This window comes from Pseudomonas sp. FW300-N1A1 (assembly GCF_058789115.1).
In genome coordinates this window covers 1-19,237 of sequence record NZ_JBYTBK010000009.1, presented here as the reverse complement: position 1 = coordinate 19,237, position 19,237 = coordinate 1, and the positions used below count along the sequence as shown (strand labels likewise).

At 55.5% G+C, this 19,237-nt stretch carries 18 protein-coding genes and 1 tRNA gene; 16 read left to right on the top strand and 3 right to left on the bottom strand.

Translation table 11 applies throughout. The annotated features are described in order from the left end of the window. Window positions 1-354: 354 nt before the first annotated feature. The 12 genes from AC3WQN_RS08830 to AC3WQN_RS08775 all read left to right on the top strand — a co-directional run bounded on the left by AC3WQN_RS08830 (window position 355) and on the right by AC3WQN_RS08775 (window position 11,858). Complete coding sequence (locus AC3WQN_RS08830) at window positions 355-1,128, top strand: ABC transporter ATP-binding protein (RefSeq protein ID WP_095077931.1); 774 nt, start codon at window positions 355-357, stop codon at window positions 1,126-1,128. A 13-nt stretch (window positions 1,129-1,141) separates the two neighbouring features. Then, entirely contained in the window at window positions 1,142-1,897 is a 756-nt protein-coding gene (locus tag AC3WQN_RS08825) for an ABC transporter substrate-binding protein (RefSeq protein ID WP_103399731.1), read from the top strand. Between the two features lie 77 nt (window positions 1,898-1,974). Further along, complete coding sequence (locus tag AC3WQN_RS08820; protein ID WP_103399730.1) at window positions 1,975-2,670, top strand: ABC transporter permease; 696 nt, start codon at window positions 1,975-1,977, stop codon at window positions 2,668-2,670. Next, entirely contained in the window at window positions 2,667-3,356 is a 690-nt protein-coding gene (locus AC3WQN_RS08815; RefSeq protein ID WP_095077928.1) for an ABC transporter permease, read from the top strand. The genes AC3WQN_RS08820 and AC3WQN_RS08815 overlap by 4 nt, the downstream gene beginning before the upstream one ends. Further along, the gene (locus AC3WQN_RS08810; RefSeq protein WP_103399729.1) at window positions 3,337-4,566 is read left to right on the top strand and encodes a methyltransferase; all 1,230 of its coding nucleotides are present in this window, start codon (window positions 3,337-3,339) and stop codon (window positions 4,564-4,566) included. Before AC3WQN_RS08815 ends, AC3WQN_RS08810 begins: the two co-directional genes overlap by 20 nt. A gap of 297 nt (window positions 4,567-4,863) precedes the next feature. Next, window positions 4,864-6,105: a cytidine/deoxycytidylate deaminase family protein gene (locus AC3WQN_RS08805; RefSeq protein ID WP_103399728.1), complete on the top strand. Its 1,242-nt coding sequence runs from the start codon at window positions 4,864-4,866 to the stop codon at window positions 6,103-6,105. Window positions 6,106-6,269: 164 nt separating this feature from the next. After that, a complete protein-coding gene (locus AC3WQN_RS08800; RefSeq protein WP_103399727.1) occupies window positions 6,270-7,091 on the top strand; it encodes an FkbM family methyltransferase in 822 nt (273 codons plus the stop codon). Between the two features lie 234 nt (window positions 7,092-7,325). Continuing rightward, window positions 7,326-7,401: transfer RNA gene (locus tag AC3WQN_RS08795), tRNA-Thr, on the top strand. Between the two features lie 271 nt (window positions 7,402-7,672). After that, window positions 7,673-8,659, top strand: coding sequence for an Abi family protein (locus tag AC3WQN_RS08790; protein WP_103399726.1), 987 nt, complete (start codon window positions 7,673-7,675; stop codon window positions 8,657-8,659). A gap of 1,051 nt (window positions 8,660-9,710) precedes the next feature. Beyond that, window positions 9,711-10,691: an integrase domain-containing protein gene (locus tag AC3WQN_RS08785; protein WP_103399759.1), complete on the top strand. Its 981-nt coding sequence runs from the start codon at window positions 9,711-9,713 to the stop codon at window positions 10,689-10,691. Continuing rightward, window positions 10,688-10,963, top strand: coding sequence for a hypothetical protein (locus AC3WQN_RS08780; protein ID WP_103399724.1), 276 nt, complete (start codon window positions 10,688-10,690; stop codon window positions 10,961-10,963). The genes AC3WQN_RS08785 and AC3WQN_RS08780 overlap by 4 nt, the downstream gene beginning before the upstream one ends. Before the next feature lie 286 nt (window positions 10,964-11,249). Further along, window positions 11,250-11,858 carry a sce7726 family protein gene (locus tag AC3WQN_RS08775; protein WP_103399723.1) on the top strand — a complete coding sequence of 203 codons (609 nt, stop codon included), beginning with the start codon at window positions 11,250-11,252 and terminating at the stop codon, window positions 11,856-11,858. On the opposite strand, the gene AC3WQN_RS08770 is transcribed toward AC3WQN_RS08775, so the two are convergent. Genes AC3WQN_RS08770 through AC3WQN_RS08760 form a run of 3 tightly spaced genes read right to left on the bottom strand, consistent with a single transcriptional unit; the run spans window position 11,847 to window position 14,056 of the window. After that, window positions 11,847-12,920 (bottom strand): beta family protein, encoded by a 1,074-nt coding sequence (locus tag AC3WQN_RS08770; protein ID WP_103399722.1) that lies wholly within the window; start codon window positions 12,918-12,920, stop codon window positions 11,847-11,849. The two genes, AC3WQN_RS08775 and AC3WQN_RS08770, sit on opposite strands and share 12 nt — an antisense overlap. After that, entirely contained in the window at window positions 12,907-13,473 is a 567-nt protein-coding gene (locus tag AC3WQN_RS08765) for an ImmA/IrrE family metallo-endopeptidase (RefSeq protein ID WP_103399721.1), read from the bottom strand. The genes AC3WQN_RS08770 and AC3WQN_RS08765 overlap by 14 nt, the downstream gene beginning before the upstream one ends. Before the next feature lie 10 nt (window positions 13,474-13,483). Further along, window positions 13,484-14,056, bottom strand: coding sequence for a hypothetical protein (locus AC3WQN_RS08760; protein WP_103399720.1), 573 nt, complete (start codon window positions 14,054-14,056; stop codon window positions 13,484-13,486). Window positions 14,057-14,196: 140 nt separating this feature from the next. On the opposite strand from AC3WQN_RS08760, the gene AC3WQN_RS08755 reads away from it, so the two are divergent. From AC3WQN_RS08755 to AC3WQN_RS08740, 4 genes are all read left to right on the top strand, one after another. Then, window positions 14,197-15,285, top strand: a complete 1,089-nt coding sequence (locus tag AC3WQN_RS08755) for an AbiTii domain-containing protein (protein ID WP_103399719.1) — start codon at window positions 14,197-14,199, stop codon at window positions 15,283-15,285. A gap of 400 nt (window positions 15,286-15,685) precedes the next feature. After that, complete coding sequence (locus tag AC3WQN_RS08750) at window positions 15,686-17,029, top strand: CHASE2 domain-containing protein (RefSeq protein WP_103399718.1); 1,344 nt, start codon at window positions 15,686-15,688, stop codon at window positions 17,027-17,029. Between the two features lie 35 nt (window positions 17,030-17,064). Then, a complete protein-coding gene (locus AC3WQN_RS08745) occupies window positions 17,065-17,433 on the top strand; it encodes a hypothetical protein (protein ID WP_095144550.1) in 369 nt (122 codons plus the stop codon). Window positions 17,434-17,531: 98 nt separating this feature from the next. Then, complete coding sequence (locus AC3WQN_RS08740) at window positions 17,532-19,022, top strand: M48 family metallopeptidase (RefSeq protein WP_256587251.1); 1,491 nt, start codon at window positions 17,532-17,534, stop codon at window positions 19,020-19,022. The last annotated feature ends 215 nt before the right edge of the window (window positions 19,023-19,237 follow it).

Below are 19,237 nucleotides of genomic sequence, written 5' to 3'. Positions count from 1 at the left end.
ACCGTGCAACACACTTGTTCAACGAACCAACGCACCCAATACCCATGAAAAAAAACGCTCACGCACAATAAAAGTGCCGATCCGCAACGTTTGGCCGGTTTGCGCTTCCAACACCCGCCCAAAGCTGGCACCATCGCGCCTTTTTTTACGCGATACCCACGCAGGCACGGCTTCAAACGGATGTTCGGTTGTTGATGGCGCGACAGTCTGCTGCGCTGATGCGACAACCGGATACACACTGCTCGTCTACGCCCGTGGGGCTGTTGGCCGCGATTCAAACGCTATGCTAGCTTGGCGCCTCGCCAGGACGGCCGCCGACAGCACAAGCACAACAGAACACAATGAGGACCGCACATGGCCGAGGCCACGCCCGCGCTTGAAATCCGCAACTTGCACAAACGCTACGGCCAGCTCGAGGTGCTCAAAGGCGTCTCGCTGACCGCCCGCGACGGCGATGTGATCTCGATCCTGGGTTCCTCCGGTTCCGGCAAGTCCACGTTCCTGCGCTGCATCAACCTGCTGGAAAACCCGCATCAGGGTCAGATTCTGGTGGCCGGCGAAGAACTCAAGCTCAAGCCGGCGAAAAACGGCGAACTGGTCGCCGCCGATGGCAAGCAGATCAACCGCCTGCGCAGCGAAATCGGTTTTGTGTTTCAAAACTTCAACCTGTGGCCGCACATGACAGTGCTCGACAACATCATCGAGGCGCCACGCCGCGTACTGGGGCAGAGCAAAGCCGAAGCCATTGAAGTGGCCGAAGCCTTGCTGGCCAAGGTCGGCATCGCCGACAAACGCCACGCCTACCCCGCGCAACTGTCCGGTGGCCAGCAGCAACGCGCCGCCATTGCCCGCACCCTGGCGATGCAACCCAAGGTCATCCTGTTCGATGAGCCGACTTCCGCGCTTGACCCGGAAATGGTTCAGGAAGTACTAAACGTGATCCGCGCCCTGGCCGAAGAAGGCCGTACCATGCTGCTGGTCACCCATGAAATGGGCTTTGCCCGTCAGGTTTCCAGTGAAGTGGTGTTCCTTCACCAAGGCCTGATCGAAGAGCAAGGATCGCCACAGCAGGTGTTCGACAACCCGCTTTCGGCGCGCTGCAAACAATTCATGTCCAGCAACCGCTAACGGAGCTAACTGCATGCAGACCTACAAGAAATTCTTCCTGGCCGCGGCCGCCACCCTGGTGTTCTCGGCCAACGCAATGGCCGCCGACAAACTGAAGATGGGCATCGAAGCCGCCTACCCTCCGTTCAACAACAAAGATGCCAGCGGCCAGGTGGTCGGTTTCGACAAAGACATCGGCGATGCCCTGTGCGCCAAGATGAAGGTCGAGTGCGAAGTCGTCACCTCCGATTGGGACGGCATCATCCCGGCACTCAACGCCAAGAAGTTCGACTTCCTGGTGTCCTCGCTGTCGATCACCGACGAGCGCAAGCAGGCCGTTGATTTCACCGAACCGTACTACTCCAACAAGCTGCAGTTCATCGCGCCGAAAAACACTGAGTTCAAGACCGACAAGGACTCGCTCAAGGGCAAGACCATCGGTACCCAGCGCGCCACCCTGGCCGGTACCTGGCTGGAAGACACCTACGGCGACGACATCAAGGTCAACCTCTACGACACTCAGGAAAACGCCTACCTGGACCTGACCTCCGGTCGCGTCGACGGCATCCTCGCGGACAAGTACGCCAACTACGACTGGCTGAAAAGCGACGCCGGCAGGAACTATGAGTTCAAGGGCGACCCGGTGAATGAAAGCGACAAGATCGGCATCGCCGTGCGCAAGGGTGACAACGACCTGCGTAACAAGCTGAACGCCGCGCTGAAAGAAATCGTCGCTGACGGCACCTACAAGAAAATCAACGACAAGTACTTCCCGTTCAGCATCTATTGATTCTGACGTGCCTGACCGGTGCCGCCCAGGGTGGCGCCGGTTCTTAGCAAAGCCTGCTGTAACTTGAATAGACATCCATGATTATCGATCTCCAAGGATTCGGCCCGGCGCTCGCCGCTGGCGCGCTGATGACTGTCAAGCTGGCCCTTTCGGCATTGTGCCTGGGGCTGGTGCTGGGCCTGCTCGGCGCCTTGGCCAAAACCTCATCGCACAAGTCGCTGCAGTGGCTTGGCGGTACCTATTCGACCCTGGTGCGTGGCATCCCGGAATTGCTCTGGGTGCTGTTGATCTACTTCGGCACCGTCAACCTGATGCGCGCGCTGGGGGAGTTTTTCGGCAACCCTGACCTGGCGCTCAACGCCTTCGCCGCCGGCGTGATTGCCCTGGGCCTGTGCTTCGGCGCCTACGCCACGGAAGTGTTCCGTGGGGCAATCCTGGCGATCCCCAAGGGCCACCGCGAAGCGGGCGTCGCCCTGGGCCTGTCGAAGTGGCGGATCTTCACCAGACTGATCATGCCGCAGATGTGGCGCATCGCCCTGCCGGGGCTGGGCAACCTGTTCATGATCCTGATGAAAGACACCGCACTGGTATCGGTGATCGGCCTGGAGGAAATCATGCGTCACGCGCAAAACGGCGTGACCATGACCAAGCAACCGTTCACTTTCTACATGGTTGCCGCCTTCATGTACTTGGGTCTGACGGTGATCGCCATGACCGGTATGCACCTGCTGGAAAAACGCGCCGCTCGCGGCTTTGCCCGGAGCACGCAATGAACTGGGAAGTCATCATCAAGTGGCTGCCGAAACTGGCCCAGGGTGCCACCCTGACCCTGGAACTGGTCGCGATCGCGGTCATTCTCGGCCTGCTGCTGGCCATTCCGCTGGGGATCGCCCGTTCGTCGAAACGCTGGTACGTGTGCGCGTTGCCCTATGCGTACATTTTCTTCTTCCGTGGCACCCCGCTGCTGGTGCAACTGTTCCTGGTCTACTACGGCCTCGCGCAGTTCGATGCGGTGCGCAGCAGCGTGCTGTGGCCGTACCTGCGCGACCCGTTCTGGTGCGCCACCGCCACCATGACCCTGCACACCGCCGCCTACATCGCCGAGATTCTGCGAGGCGCGATCCAGGCCATTCCTCCGGGCGAAATCGAAGCGGCCCGGGCGCTGGGCATGTCGCGGCCCAAGGCCCTGTTCTACATCATCCTGCCACGTGCCGCGCGCATCGGCCTGCCGGCCTACAGCAACGAAGTGATCCTGATGCTCAAGGCCAGCGCCCTGGCCAGTACCGTGACCTTGCTGGAACTGACCGGCATGGCCCGCACCATCATCGCCAGGACCTACCTGCCGGTAGAGATCTTCTTCGCCGCGGGCATGTTCTACCTGCTGATGGCCTACGTCCTGGTGCGTGGCTTCAAGCTGCTGGAGCGCTGGTTGCGCGTCGATGCCTGCCAGGGACGCTGATCTGCCGGTGCTGACGGGCGAGCACCTGCTCGCCCGCTTCACGGCACTGAACGCCTTCCTGACCGAGCATCAGGCACTCTGGCGGCCACGACCCTTTACCCATCGGCAACTGCCGTGGGAAGCCGACCATCCAGCGCTCGCCGACTGGTTGCGCCAGCGTTCGCTGGAAGACGCGGAAACCAGCCACAACCACCCTGAACGCTTGCCAGCCCCCGCGCCCTTCCCGGCACTGGCGGCGCAGTCGATATCCCTCAGCGCGGTCGGTGACTTGCCCACCCAGGCCATTGAGCCCGCATCCCCGCGCTTGAACGTCGACGTACCCGGGCGCAAGTGGCAGCAGATCGAAGCCTTCGCCAGCTGCCTGCAGTTCGCCGAAAAACCCCGGCACTGGCTGGACTGGTGCGCAGGCAAAGGCCACCTGGGACGACGCCTGCTGCAAACCGGCCAGCAGTTGACCTGCCTGGAATACGATCCGGCGCTGATTGCCAGCGGTCAGGCGCTGAGCCAACACCATCACCTTGACGCCGCGCACCTTCAACAAGACGTGATGGCCACGGACACACCCGCACGCCTCGATGCCGACCAGACACCGGTCGCCCTGCACGCCTGTGGCGACCTGCATGTGCGCCTGATGCAACTGGCCAGCCACGCAGGCTGCAAACAGTTGGCCGTCGCGCCGTGCTGCTACAACCGGATTGCGACCAGTCAGTACCAAGCGCTCTCCAGCGCCGGCAAAAACTCGGACCTGGCACTGTCCCTCGATGATCTGGCCCTGCCGCTGAGCGAGACCGTGACCGCTGGCGCCCGCGTCCGACGCCAGCGCGACACGTCCATGGCCCGGCGCCTGGCGTTCGACCTGCTGCAACGGCAATTACGCGGCATTGACGAGTACCTGCCCACCCCATCGCTGCCCAGCGCCTGGCTGGACAAACCCTTCGCCGACTACTGCCAAGACCTGGCCGCGCTCAAGGACTTGTCCACAGTCGGCACGCAGGATTGGCCAGCCCTGCAAGCCGCTGGCTGGCAACGCCTGGCCCAGGTACGCAACCTGGAATTGCTGCGCGGCCTGTTCCGGCGCCCGCTGGAGCTTTGGCTGGTGCTCGACCGCGCCCTGTTTCTCGAAGAACAGGGCTATGCCGTTCGCCTGGGACTGTTCTGTGAAACGCCCCTGACACCGCGCAATCTGCTGCTGCTCGGCGAGCGCCGATAAACACCCCGCGCCTGTGGATAACTCTGTTGATGAAATCTGCCAGAAGCCCATGGATCCAAGATTCAAGGCGAAAAACAGCCCTGTCCATTTTTTGCTCAGCCTGTAAAAAAACCCGGAAAACAGGCAGTTGCGCAACAATGAGAACGGATCCACAAATCTGACATTTATCAAGGCGCAAAACAGCCCGTTGTGCATAAGCGTTAAGCCGAATGGTCATAACCGCCCTTCCAGACCTGAACTATCGTTGCCAAGCGCCAGAAATCTCTGCCGCTCACGACAGCAAGGAGCTGGAACACCATGATCACAGTGAACAGTGCACAGGAAGCCGTCGATACCGTCGCCAACGAAGCCATTCTCGCCGCCATTCAACAAACCTTCGCGGTGGGCGGGGCCATCATCAATAACGCCACCGGCGAGGTCATCGCGGCGCTGCATAACAACGTATTGATGCCTTTCCCCGGGAGCAACACCCCCTACTTCCTGCCCCATGACCCGACTGCCCACGGCGAACGACAGCTGGTGGACTGGTATTACGAGAACGCTGCATCCCTGGGCCTGCCGCCACCCGCCCAACTGACGGTCGTCACCACCCTGGACCCTTGCGCCATGTGCGCCGGCTCCCTGCTGACGGCGGGCTTCAACGTCGCGGTGAGTGCGATCGACGACTACGCCGGGATCAACTACAACAGCCAGTTCAACTTCCCGTCCCTGCCACCGCAGATCCGTCAGCAGGCACAAAACACCTGGGGCTATTACGCAATCGCCGCGCCCGTCAGTCGCGCCTACCAAGGCGCCAATAGCCCGGTGTTCAGTGGCCAGTGCATCGACTCGGCAGCGTATTACCTCACCAGCTCGATCTTCTCGGCCAGCGTCAACACCGTGCGCGAAGCGAGTAACAACAGCGGCCTCGATCCTTCGCAACTGCAGAATCCGGCCGATCTGCCGGCCAACAGTCCGGTTCGCCAGGCCTTGGCCGCACTGAGCCCCTACGCCCTGACCGTGCAATGCACCAACCCACGGGATCCGGGTGCAGAGCTGGCGCCACCGCTGCTGGCGACAGCGCAGCAAAGCAGCGTGTTCAACTCGGTGGCCTTGATCGACCCCTTTGGCAACCTGCTGGTATGCCTGGGGGGCATGGAAAACCAGTCGCCGATTCGCACCGCCTTCATGGAAACCACCCGCGGCTATGCGGTGATGCGCTGGACCCTGATGAATGACCCCGACCCGGCGGTGCGTGCCCAGGCCGAGCAATACCTGACGCATCCCAAGTACGGCACATTCGTGTTCCTGTACGCGCCCGACCCGACCACGCCACAGGCCGTGATGACCTTCGGAGCCTATGGCTCGACCATGGAAGGCCCGGTGCCACAAAGCTACCCGTCGAACCTGCAGTACGTACTGTTGCCGGGTAACACCACCGCTCAAGCGCTGTCGCAACTCGCCCAGAACCTGCCGCCCTTCTATACACAGAGCGTGCAAGTGGCGCCTGCCCAGGTGCTGAGCCAGGACCTGATCAACACCGTCAAGAACGGCGTGTAACCGGCCAGGCGACAAGCCCTTCGAACCCTCGAAGGGCTTGTCGCCTACACCCGTATTTGGCGGCTTTGCCGGCACACTTTCTCCGTGATGATCGCTACACTCCGACCCCAGGTGCGTAGCTTTCGCGCCCGTTTCCCAGTCATTCGAGCTATCAGGAAGAGACCGTGACGTTCATTTCTTATGCACAGAACTTCGAAGACATACGGTTGTGGCGCGCGCTGAAATACTACGAGAACGGCTTCTACATCGACGTAGGCGCCAATCAGCCGGTGTCCGATTCCGTCACCAAAGCGTTCTACGAGCGCGGCTGGACCGGCATCAACATCGAACCGCTGCAGGTCTACTACGAGGCCCTGTGCCAAGACCGCCCCAAGGACATCAACCTGCAATGCGTGGCCGGCGAAACCGCCGAAGCCCTGACCTTCTACGCCATTGCCGGCACAGGGATGTCGACCCTGGAACCCAGCGTCGCCAAGGAACGCCTCGAGGCTGGCATGGACGTGCGCAGCCAGACCGTGCAATCGCGCACCCTGAGCTCCATCTGCGAAGAACACGTCAAAGGGCCGATCCACTTTCTGAAGGTCGACGTCGAGGGTCACGAAGAAACCGTCCTGCGCGGGATGGACTTCACGCAATGGCGGCCCTGGATCATCCTCGTCGAAACCCCGTGGACCCGCGACCAGACCTGGGAACAACTGCTGATCGACGCCGGTTACCACCCGGTGCTGTTTGACGGCCTCAACACCTTCTACCTGGCCGAAGAACAGCTACACCTCAAAGGCGCCTTCGACCTGGCGCCGTGCAACATGGACGAGTTCCAGTTCTGCTACGGCCACAAATTCAGCTACCCGGTGTCAGACCTGGAACAGGCCCTGCAAGCCGAACGCCAACGCGCCGACCGCGCAGAAGCTGAACTGCATGCACTGCGCAACAGTCGTTCGTGGCGGGCGGTGGAAAAACTCAAGCGTGTGTTGTTGCGGGCGTAATGGCGAGGCGAAAACACTCGTTACGGTGCCACCGCTATTCACTCAACGATCAGGGACGCGCTCCACCCGATCCGCCTGCACGCACGGCCCGATACCCTGAGCGAGTGAACAAAAACACCGCATTTACCCAAGCCCCACACCCCCAACAGGACCCCAACCAGAGCCCTGCGCAAAAATAGTCTGTTATCAGGGGTTTACAGACGCGAAGCACTCGCTATAATCGTCGCCCAACACGCCGGTATAGCTCAGTTGGTAGAGCAACTGACTTGTAATCAGTAGGTCCCGGGTTCGACTCCTGGTGCCGGCACCATACAAAACGAAGCCCTTGCAGAAATGCGAGGGCTTTGTTGTTTCTGGGGTTTGGAAACTCCCCTGGAAGCTGCCACATTGCGGCGATAAGCCTTATATCCATCGACTGACCAAACATTGCCCGCATGCCTACCCGTTACAATTTCACGTCAGCGCAACGTTGACGGCCTCTTACACCTACCTATAATGCACCCCAACACACCCGCCAAGCCTAGGTTGACCCAGTCAGCAAGCTCAAATCGTGCGGGTTTTTTTTGCCTGGAGAAAGCTACATGAGGCCCTTCGACAAACCGGCCCTCAGCGTAGAACAGCAATTGGAACTGCTAAAGCAACGAGGCCTGCAAGTCGCTAACGACGACCGCGCCATGCGCTTCCTCGAAGTGGTCACGCTGTTTCGCCTGAGCCCTTACATGCGCCCCTTCCAGGAGCAAGGGCCTGAACATACCTTCAAGTCCGGTAGCACACTGAAGGCCGTCGTCGACATCTACCGCTTCGATGGTTCGTTGCGACGCATCTCCATGGATGCCATCGAACGTGTCGAAGTCGCCATGCGAGCGACGATCAGCAATCACATGTGCCCCAAATATGGGCCTGATTGGATAGCTGACGCCTCAGTCTTCTCCTCGTCATACTCGCATGACAATCTACTGCGCCCCCTGCGAGAACAACTGAACAAGGAACGGAACAAACTTGGACGTGAGATTGATCGCATAAAAAAAAGCAATCAGGTTGATGGAATCCAGCAACAACGGATTGAAAATCGCATGCGCGATAACTATTTCCGATTCTACGGGTCGACTTATGCCCATCCTGAGTTGCCGCCCGCCTGGGCTGTTCTGGAAGAGCTCAGCCTTGGAACGGTATCCACCCTCTTCAATGCCATAGGCAAAAGCGTCGACAAAAAAGCGATCGCTAGCAGATTCAATCTGCCCTTCGAAGTATTGGCTTCCTGGCTCCACACCCTGACCTTCATCCGAAACTGTTGCGCCCACCACTCACGGTTATGGAACCGAGAGCTCTCAATTCGACCATCCTTACCAAAAGAATGGGTCATTCCGAATGCACCTGGCGACTGGCCTCAGCCTAAGCAGCGTCTGTACATCGTATTGACGATACTGGCCTATCTAACCGACCTGATCAGTCCAGACAGCCAATGGAAGCTTCGCCTGGCGGAATTCATGGATCAGCAGGAACTGGGCTATTTGAGACTAATGGGATTTCCAGATGATTGGAAACGTCAGCAGCAATGGTGTTTGTAGTAAAGAAGCCAGAAATAAACCTCGATTAATTTCCTGCTTGATCACTCAAGCCAGAAATCGTGGTTTGTCCCCATCGAGCCCTGCGAACCAGACCGGAGCGAACGTCACTCGCCTAAAAGCAAAACGTGGCGCAACTGAGTAAGTGCTCGATCTTCATATCTCAGTGATCTGCTTGTCCACGCGGGCCCATCCAAACAGGGCTGCAAAGCCGCCCTGCTTGGATGGACCTCACTTAAAAAATCTAAAGCCCACACAACTTTCTGTGGAAAACCACTGATTTCCACCGGTGGATAATTTTATCCACAGCCGCAGAACTCCCGAAAATTAGAGTCTTGACCAGAATTATCCACAGGCGTAGAAAAGATCGGGCAAAGCGCTGTCGTTGACAGCAACCCAGGTAGCCAGAGCCTTTGAGGCTACGCCACACCGTGGTGGTTCACCCAAAGTGCGATTAGCGTCCGGCGGCTCGCACGGTCACAGCGATGTGATGGATGCCTACTTCTACCTGAGTGCCCTCTGCGGCAACTCATCCCCCTTTATAGCTGCCCTGCAGCAACCTATCCGCTTGGCCATTTCCTTGCGCCAACCTGCGCCCGTCTCTTTCTCCCGGAAAGAGACGGGCGCTCCTACCGCTGCTGCAGCCCAACTCGTACAGGGCTTTGCGGCATTCCCCCTTGCGACAATCGGCGTGACAAACACCGAAGTCACCAGCAACAGCGATGCAGATGATGGTGCCGCAGCCCAGGGAATGGACTGCACCTGACTGACAGTCAGGCATGCCCCGGTCATCGCATCACTGCCTTCACCCGATTCAGGTTCTCGCGGCATTGGTCTCGTCAGCCAGTGCAGCCTCCACCCGCCCACTTCTTCGGAAGTGTTCAGGAGGCCAGATCATGAGATGCCCAAGCTCCCGGTCGTAAGGAGCCGTCAGTCCCGCGTTAGTGGACAACCCTCACAGGCCGCAGGGGCCTTGATCCCTGATAACACTCAACATCCATGGCGGGATGAAGTGGGGAAATTTCAAGGGTTTGGCTTCGAGAGGAGTTTGATCATGGCATTGGTAGGTAGACGGGATGGGCGCAATTTTGGATGGGGTCGGCAACTGAGCTATGCCGGGCCACAAGCATTGCGCGATCTATTTGGCGGCGGACATTACGGCACGGCCAAGGCACACAGTGATCGGTGGCTGGCGTTTGTGCGGTGGTGTCGGTCGGAGGATGGGCCAGGGTTTAACGATGCACGAAAAATTGATCGGCAGACCTTGCTGGACTACGCCGGGCATCTGCGGCAGCAAGTCGAACAAGGCGCTATCGGCATCGCCACCGCGCAAAACCGGTTATCCAGCGCGAACCGGACCATGGCTGCGCTTCGCGGTGATCAGTATGTGAAAGTGCCGAGTCCGAGCAAGGCGCTAGGTATGCGACGCACCAGTGTTCGTCGCTCGGTGCCGCAAGGCCAAGACCGCGAACACGTGAGGCGAATCGTCGAAGTGCTCTGCGAACACCAAATGCCACGCGCCGCGGCCATCGCGCAGTTGGCGCGAGCCACCGGCATGCGCTTACGCGAGGCTATTTTGGCCGACCTACCGCGTTTAAAACGTGAGGCAGAGCAATACGGCAAGATCAACATCCAGGAAGGCACCAAAGGTGGCCGTTCAGGAGCCTCAGCCCCTCGATGGATAACGATGGATGAGCACATCCACGACGCACTGGCATTCGCCCTTCAAGTCTCGCCCGACGGTAGCCGCAATCTGTTGGCACCAAATGAAAGCTACCGAAACTTCCTACAGGCTGCCGTACGCCCCGCACGAGATATCCTCCATCAGCACAGCGTCAAAGGATTCCACGAATTGCGCGCAGCCTATGCGTGCGAACGCTATGAGCAAATCAGCCAGTACCTCGCGCCCATCAACGGCGGCAACTGCTACAGCCTTGAGCAAAACCTTGATCAAGAGGTACGAACACAAATCAGCTATGAACTGGGGCATGGCCGTATCGACGTGGTCTCGGCTTACATCGGTGGTCGAGAATGAGCCAGCCAATCGATATTGAGCTGTTTCTGATGGGTGTACTGACAGGGTCGCATTCCACGCGCCAGCGTCACCTTCGCCAAGCGAAAGTCATTCAAGTAGCAATATCCAATCGCTGGCACATAGACAATCCATGGGCTTGGCAGCGAAAACATTTGGCATGGTTTCTGAGTCAACATTTGAACCAACACGCAGAGTCGACACGCTATTACTATTTGTTGACCACACATTTGCTCACCCTTCGCTTAGGAAAATCTTGGGAGTTTAAACGTTAGGCAATATTCAGAGGCCAGCAAAAAGCCATCACTCAGATACATCTACAAAACTACGGACAATTCAATCCTAGCTATGCAGGAGAACTACTTGTAGCATTGCTATGCGATGGAAGCGATGAAGAGTGGCGGGTGTTGAAGCGTCAATTCAGGGCTGCGTTAGCACCCTGAATCAGATAAAGATCATGACACCTTAAAGTTATAAACTGTTACTCAAATATACCGTCGAGGCTAGACTAAAAACACTAGAAAAAAGCTAACAACAGTAATTCAAAGGCTTGTCAACCCAATGAAAGAACTAGAAATAAAGCGTGCACTCTTAGAGCATCTAATAAATGATAGCACCACAGAAGCTATCTCTACTGAGTTCCCTTTCCATTTTGGGCGTCGGAGAGCGGATCTTATTTGCGTCCAGGGAGGAGAGGTGTTTGGGTATGAGATAAAGTCAGCCTACGACAGAATTGATAGACTGCCTGTGCAGCTAGAATCATATGAACAACTTTTTGATTATGTATACGTAGTCTGCGACAAGAAACATCTAGCCTCCATTAGAAAACTTGCACCTGAAAAAGTAGGAATTTATATTTGCTCCGAGGAGGGAGTAAGGCGAGTCCGAGCAGCAAGACTAATAAGGAAATTTGACACCTTAATAACGTTAGACGCACTTCCAATAGAGAACTTACGAAAAGAGTTCAAGCTGTCGGGAAAATCAAAATTTGAACTTTGCACCAAGATAAAATCAGCGCACAAAAAAGAAAATATAAAAAAAGCATTCAGAAAATACATCGTTGATAGGTATGGCTCTCGGACCATTACATTCCAAAATGAGATAACAGCCATAGTAACATTGGACGACGTATTTTCCTTAAGCTTACCAGCTAACAAGTTAGGCGCTTAAGATCTTTACTCTTCGAGTCATATAGTTGCAAGCACGAACAGAAATCCAAAATGAAGGACTGATTCCAGAAGGACTCCCTATCGCCGCACTATTTATCTCATCATCTCCCCAAGTACCATTATCCACAAAGTCTGAGTCAGCAATAACTTTTTTTGCGCACCAGATATAAGAACCGCTTTCACGGCGTTTCCGGTAGTAGAAAAACTTACTGTCAGTACAGAAATCTATACGCGGCACAAATGTGCCACCACGCATTTCAGTTTGATTAATATTAATTGATGCGTAGTCACCAAACTGCAAGTCAGGTCGATTTTTTTTCAACTGAAGGTATAGGCCATGCTCGAATATATCAAAATCTCCATATTCGTCCCCCACCCCTTCATTTTTCACTTGCTGGGGGAATGACCCTGATATACATACAACCTTTTCCAGCCAGTTTTCACTATCGTCCATCTCTGCAATAATTTCAAAGGTGCTCTGATAACTTTGTGCGACAGCCCCGATTGAGCTCTTCTTTACTATATCGCGTATACACCCATCATCTATCAGAACATAAAGTTTTGACTCGCCCAAAACAGAAACTATTGGATCTAGTATTTCACTATATTCTTCCTCCTCCAATCCAGTTGGGAGACGAAGAGCCATTTTAGGATACTTATGCGCAACTGCTCGAACAAAGCTTTGGGCCTCATCCAAATCCTCATCATCTTCTAAGTTAATATGAATAACTGGGACTATAGAAAGATCATCATGTGCTTCTAGCCATTCTCTCCAGAAACGATATCCGTCATCTGGCGACAATATACTTTCAATCTGAGAGTTAGTCTGCTTAGGATCGGTGGCAACATCCAATATAAATGGCAGGCCATTCTGAATTCCACGAATCTGATCCAGACGCTTGACAATATCTCCAAGAGAATTTTTCTTGGTTATTCTCGACTTTGTAATTTCATATATTGGAAGTATTTTCTCGCGAGATACCTTATCAACGGAGGAAATTGCCCTAAGCTCTGCATCTTTTGTTTTTAGTACGGGAAAATATATGAAGTTACTCCAATCCATGCCCTTTCATCCCTAATGATTTAGCTCGAACTCTGACGGCCAATGTCGAGACTTTAAAATATTGAGCAACTGCTTCGATGCTTCCGCTAAAAAGTTTGACACGATCTCTAAACAAGCTTTCCGGCATGAGCAACTCACCTGCGAAACGGTTGGCCTCAACCTCCATTGCATTACTATCGCCGTTCCTGAAGAAGTTTTGATCCACGAACTTTAATTGCTGAGATCTATGCCGAGCAAAATGCGCAAGTTCATGCGCCACAGTGAATCTTTGCCGATTTGGATGATGTAACGCATTCACCCTTATTAGCCAGTCTCTCCCATTTTCAGAAAGGCTAAGAGAACCTGAAACTTCATCATCCATAGGGACGCATAAGAACTTTATCCCCAACGCACTTACTAACGCATGAACATCCAAGGGAGAAGTGTCTATGCCCTCTCGCCTAGCCAGTTCTAGCATTTGAGCCACAGTAAGCTTATCCTCCCCCCTAGCCTCTAAGGCGGGACTACCAATCTTACCAACTTGCGGCTTTGCGCTTTTACGGATGAAAGCCATATTTCCCTACCTAATCACCGATTTTTTCGGTGCCTTTTACACAATCTTCTGAACTATCCAAATCAGCTAGCCGATTACTTATTACGATTATAGCATCTTCGCTTGCTTTCATCCTAACGTCGTGATCATCAAGCTCATCCCATACATCGCCGTAGGTCAAATTAATTTTCACAACTTCTTTTTTGGCCTTCTTCTGCACAAGCTTGGTAAAGTCGCCACTTCGTGAAAAATCATTAAACTGTTCTACAGACGCCCTTATAACCTCAGCCCTGGAAGAACTTTTAACTACAACGAAAGCAATAACCAATATTGCAGCATTCAAAGCAATTAGTAAACTGACGATAGTTTGGTAGAAAGCGACCTGCATAGACCATAGACTATCCACCGTAACAATAGATTTCTCTTTTATCATCCGCTCAATTATAACTTGCTCGTACTCACCTAGCTCTTTAAAGTCTTTGACCGGTACAAACTGAGTATGGCTGATTAATATTTCGCTAATCGGCGAAAAATGAATAATCGCCAACGCAAAGACAAGCGCAATGGTGGTAGAAAGAAGCGTCGCAGCTATAAATTTTTTCATTTTATCGTTACATCTTCCATGAGCGACGGTCTCGTGAGTCTGAAAATCTATCCTGGTCAACACCCAGCTAAAGTTCTCATGGCTTTTGGGCGTCGAACTTGATCAATCTAGCGATGGCATTTTGATCCTACGGATCAGACATGGCTGTGTCCAGAGCACAGTTTTCTGTTGAGCGCCCACCCCTTCTGATTCTGACGCTTTTGGGAATCGCCCACATTTCTGTAAACGGCTTTGATGATGCCTTTCCACTGCCCACGACCACTGCAAACAGTCATAACTCAGGGAGTGTGGCATTCTGCCTCTATCTAAAAAAGGGAATGGCAATGGGAAGTCTTGTTTTCGAGCTTCGGGCAGATGCCTGTGATGACAATGTCAATATTCTGAGCCTTCTCCGTAAGGCGCGAGTCGTATCGGCACTGCTGAAGGTGCAGACCATCAGCGCGTGGCTGGAGCATGAGATGGAAGGCTACGAGCTACTGGATGACATTCCGGACTATCGCAAGATAACCGGCAGGGTCATTTATAGGCATCCGAGGCACGGAAGCATTCCAGTAGATGTGGGTCACGCGGAGCTTCAGGGGCTCATGTCGCAAATGGCAATGAATAACCCGCTGAGCCAGCTTCAAGAGTTCACAACGGAGCCGAACAGGGGTCGCACGTTAGGCCTGGCATTCGGGCCTGAGCAATGTAATGAACTGCGGTCTCTATTGCAGACCCCGACCTCAGAATTCATGCTTGAGATTCCTCTGAACCTCATTGATCGAATCGTCTCTTCTGTTCGAAACAGGATCGTCGATTTTGCCGTGGAACTCGAAGCTCAGGGAATTTTGGGAGAGGACGCAACCTTCACAAGAGAGGAGAAACTCGTGGCGAGTCAGAACAATTACAACATCACCATCGGAACCATGAACGGATCTCAAATTCAGCAAGCCACCAATGGCTCTACTCAGACGTATAACCAAACCACGGATCTCGAAGGTCTATCTACGTTTGTTGAGAGCTTGCTTCCAGTCATTGGCCAGTTGAATAGCTCAGTAGAGCGCGAACAGCTCAGGAGTGATTTGGAGACCGTTCGCAGTCAGATAAAGGCTCCAACCCCCAGGTTCGGCATAATCCGCGAAAGCCTACACTCGGTTAGAACTATTCTCGAAGGTACAGCGGGCAACGTGCTCGCAGCACAGTACCTGCCTCTACTAGCTCCTCTCCTAGCTGGTCTTCCGCTTTCATGATCTAGTGGAGGCACGCCTCCACCGCCTCTCCACAATCTTCAATTAATCGCCCTCCCATCTGTAATGCACGCACTGATAAAAGCGTGCTAATGCGATATGAATTCCGGATTCGATTCCACTTAGAGCCATAACTAGCTGATTTATTTATAGTTACTAGTTGGGGTACGCTGAATTTTCCACCGACTTCCAGACCCGCAGGAAACCTGGCCTCGTCGAAAGCTACCGTTCGTCTGGTGCCAAAACAAAGCCCTCGCAGAAATACGAGGGCTTTGTTGTTTCTGGGATTTGAACATCCCTATCCTCCTGCCCTACCCGAATGATGGCACACGGCTATCTTTTTTCTTGACACCCCCTCGCATCTCCCTTAAAAAGCCGGCACATCGCCACTATCGAGCCAAGGATGTCGGCTAAATTCCCCCTGTTCAGCCTCAAGCAGTACGCGCTTGGGTTGGTAGTCCTGCTGATCGCTTTGCTCGACCCTTTTGGGCTGTCGAGTTCGAGCGACAATGCTTCTGCCCAATGGCTGAACCGCATGTTCGCCAGCCTTTACGACAGCAAGGGTCAACAGCAGATCGCGGTCGTGGTGATCGACGATGCCTATCTGCTGCGCAACAACACTTTCTGGCCAATGCCGTATGGCGAGCAGAGCAAGCTGTTCAAGCGCTTGCTGGCTTACAAACCCAAGGCCGTGTTTGTCGATCTCCTGTATAGCCACGACCACTCGCCGGGCGACCCTGCGCAAGGCAGTCAATTACTGGCGAATGTGTTCGACCGCTACCGGCATCAGGGCATTCCCTTGCTGCTGGCCAACACGGGGCGACCGCGCGGGGAAGAGGGGCAAGCCAATACGCTCGAGCACCTGGCCCAGGTCACGACCCCGGTACTGGTGGTATGGAGCGGGGTCGGCGACAAGTATCCGCTGGCCTTTGACACGTCGCTGGGTTTGATGGAGACACCTGCACTCGCGTTGTATCGCCAGTACTGTCAGGCCCATCAATGCCCGGATCTGCCGGGCGATGCGCAAGCGGCTGCGCAGGCGCCGCCAATCGCCATTCAGTGGGGGCTTGAGCTCGCCCCCGAGCAGTCGCGGATTGCCAACACTGCGGACTGTTCAACCGTTGATGGCTTCTTCTCGCAAACGTTCAAGCAGCTGGCCGAGGCGATTTTCTGGAAACTGGGCAAGTCCGCCCAGGCCAGTTGCCCCTATAGCCTGACCCTCACGGCCAGCGACCTGGAAGTCAGCGAGCCACAGGACCGTGCATTGATCGCCGAACTGCTGCGCGATCGACTGGTACTCGTCGGTGCACACATCACCTCCACCGGCGACCTGGTGCAGTCGCCCGTGCACGGCAAGCTTCCCGGGATCTATCTGCACGCCATGGCTCTGGATAACTTGCTCTCCGAGGGCATGTCTTACAAACACGAGCCAGACAGCCTGCCACGCATGGATATCAATTGGCTGGATCTGGTTGAAATCGCGCTGTTGGTGTTGATTTTCGCGCTCAAGGCCCTGCACGAGCACCGAGCGGCCAAGCATCGAACGCTAACGCCATGGCGGCGATGGGAGATCCGGTTTTTCCACTCTCCTTGCCCTTCCTGGCTACTGGTCATGGCGGTACTGACCGTCGCCAGCATCGCGCTGTATTTCGCCAACATCACCCCGGTCAACGTGCTGGGTATCGCCGTGCTTTCTCTGGTGCTGTTCAGCGAAAAAATCGAGGCGCTGCTCGGCTCCAAAAGCTGACGCTCCAGTGTTCGTCTAATTCAAGGAAACCAAGAATGACCAGAACAGCCGTTTTCCTCCTCAGCGTCGTGTTCAGCCAGGCGGCGTTTGCAGCGGCCTCTATTGTGAGCCCTCTCACCAATGACCCAGTGGAAGTACTCGATGAGCAAGGCAAAATGGTGCAAGAACTGCCGCTCAAGGATGTGCCGAAAAATCCGCTGCCGGTGTTGCAGTACAACGAAGCACTGGACCTGGTTCAGGTTGAGATGCTGGGTAAGCGGATCTGGCTGGACACCGTGACCCTGGACATCGATCCCCCCTTGAGCAAGGTGGTCAACCTGCCTTGTCAGAAAATGACTAAAAGCCAGGCCAAGGACAGCGAGAACAACTCGACCATCGGCTTTGGCCCAGGTTGCAACAAGTGAGCGGGCTACGGGCAAAGGGATCGCTGCTGGGGCTCAGCTTCGTCGCCGGGTCGCTACTGAGCGGTTGCAACACCATCAAAGGTGCCGACGATGCCTTTATGAACCTGGTTGGCCCTTCGACTCAGTCGCGGGTGACTGGGCGTTATGTCGAGCACACCGAAGTGCGTCAGTACTACGTGCTGGATGTGCAGCAGCAAAGCAAGCAACGCTTGAGTTACGACGGCCATGCCATCCCTGCCGCACAGACACGCCAGCAAAACCTGGTGGATATCCCGATGCTGCAGAGCTACTTGCAGGGCATCGTCACGCGGCTGTCCAAAGGCTGGCCGGGCGAGCTGCCGAAGTTGCAAGTGCGGATCACCGACAGCTATAGCTTCGGTCCGTCCACCGATCCGTTCGGCAACCTGTTCGTTCCGCTGGGCATGCTCGATAACGTCCAGAGTGAAGACGAAATCGCCGCGATGCTGGGCCACGAAATGAGTCACGTACTGTTGCGCCATCACGACCGCATGGCAGCCTTCGAGCAGCAGAAAGAACTGATGTCTACCGTCGCAACCACCGTGGTGTTTGCTGCCATGGCCAGCAACACGGGCGTGGACAGAAGCTCCGGCCAGATGAAACTGATCAGCAAAGACCCCCTCGGCACCCAGAAGACCATTGGCAACACCGTGCTCTATACCGCACTGGCCAACAGCTTTTCGGACAACATCTGGAGCACCGCCTGGGGTCGTAGCCAGGAAGACCAGGCCGATCTGCTGGGCACCGACCTGATGATCCGCGCAGGCTACGCCCCCCGCGCCGCGACCTACAGCCTGCAACGGCTGAACGACTTCCAGGGCAAGCAGAAACCATTGCTCGGAAGCTTTCTCAGCGCTCGCACCACCGCGATGCAAGCGTCGCTGGAGCAGTTCAACCTCAACCGCTTCACTCAAGAGCTGAACGTGTTCCTCGACCAGGGGCTGAGCACCAGCATCAACGCGGCGGGCCAGTACTTCAACCGCTCGCACATGTCGCCCATGGACCGCGAAGCCGACCTGAAACAGTACCTGCAACGCGAGTACCGTCAGGAGCGCCGCGCCCGGGTCGACCCGCACAGCTGGCCGAAAATGCGTGATGCCGTGCCCGTCGCCGCGGCCCTGCAAGGCTACAAGGACGCCTACACCGCTACCGCGGCCCTGGAACAAGGCAAGGTGCGCGAAGCTGATACTTTCAATCAACGCGCACTGGCGTCCCCGGTGAAGGACCAACCCGGTATCCGTCGCACCGCCTTCAGCGTGCACCTCGCCCAGGGCAAGAGCCAGGAAGCATTGAAAGATCTGGAGTCGATCAAGGACTGGTCCCTGGCCGGACCGTCCATCTACGACCTGATGATCTCGTACCACCTCAAGCGAGGCGATCCGCAATCGGCCTTGACCATGATCGACAAGGCCGAACGCAACCTGGGGTCGCAAGAGCTGTTCATCACCGAGAAGCTACTGGCCAACCAGCAGTTGAAGAACGAATCGCAAGTGAAGAACGTTTTGCGCCAATGCGAACAGTACCCGTCCCGCAAGGAGAGCTGCAAAAAACTGGCGCCGGTCAAAGCATGAGAAACGAGACTCACAACGCTCTGTTGGCGTGAACGCGGTGTAGCCGATAAACGAAAAAGCCCCGAACCAGTCGGCAATGCTGTTCAGTTAAGGATAGGGTTGCTCAATACATCTCCCGTGGCGAGCGAGCTTGCTCGCGCTGGGCTGCAGAGCAGCCCCAAAAACTGTCGTCGAGTTCGTTCTGAAAGACCGCAGTCGCTTTGTTGGGTGCGCTT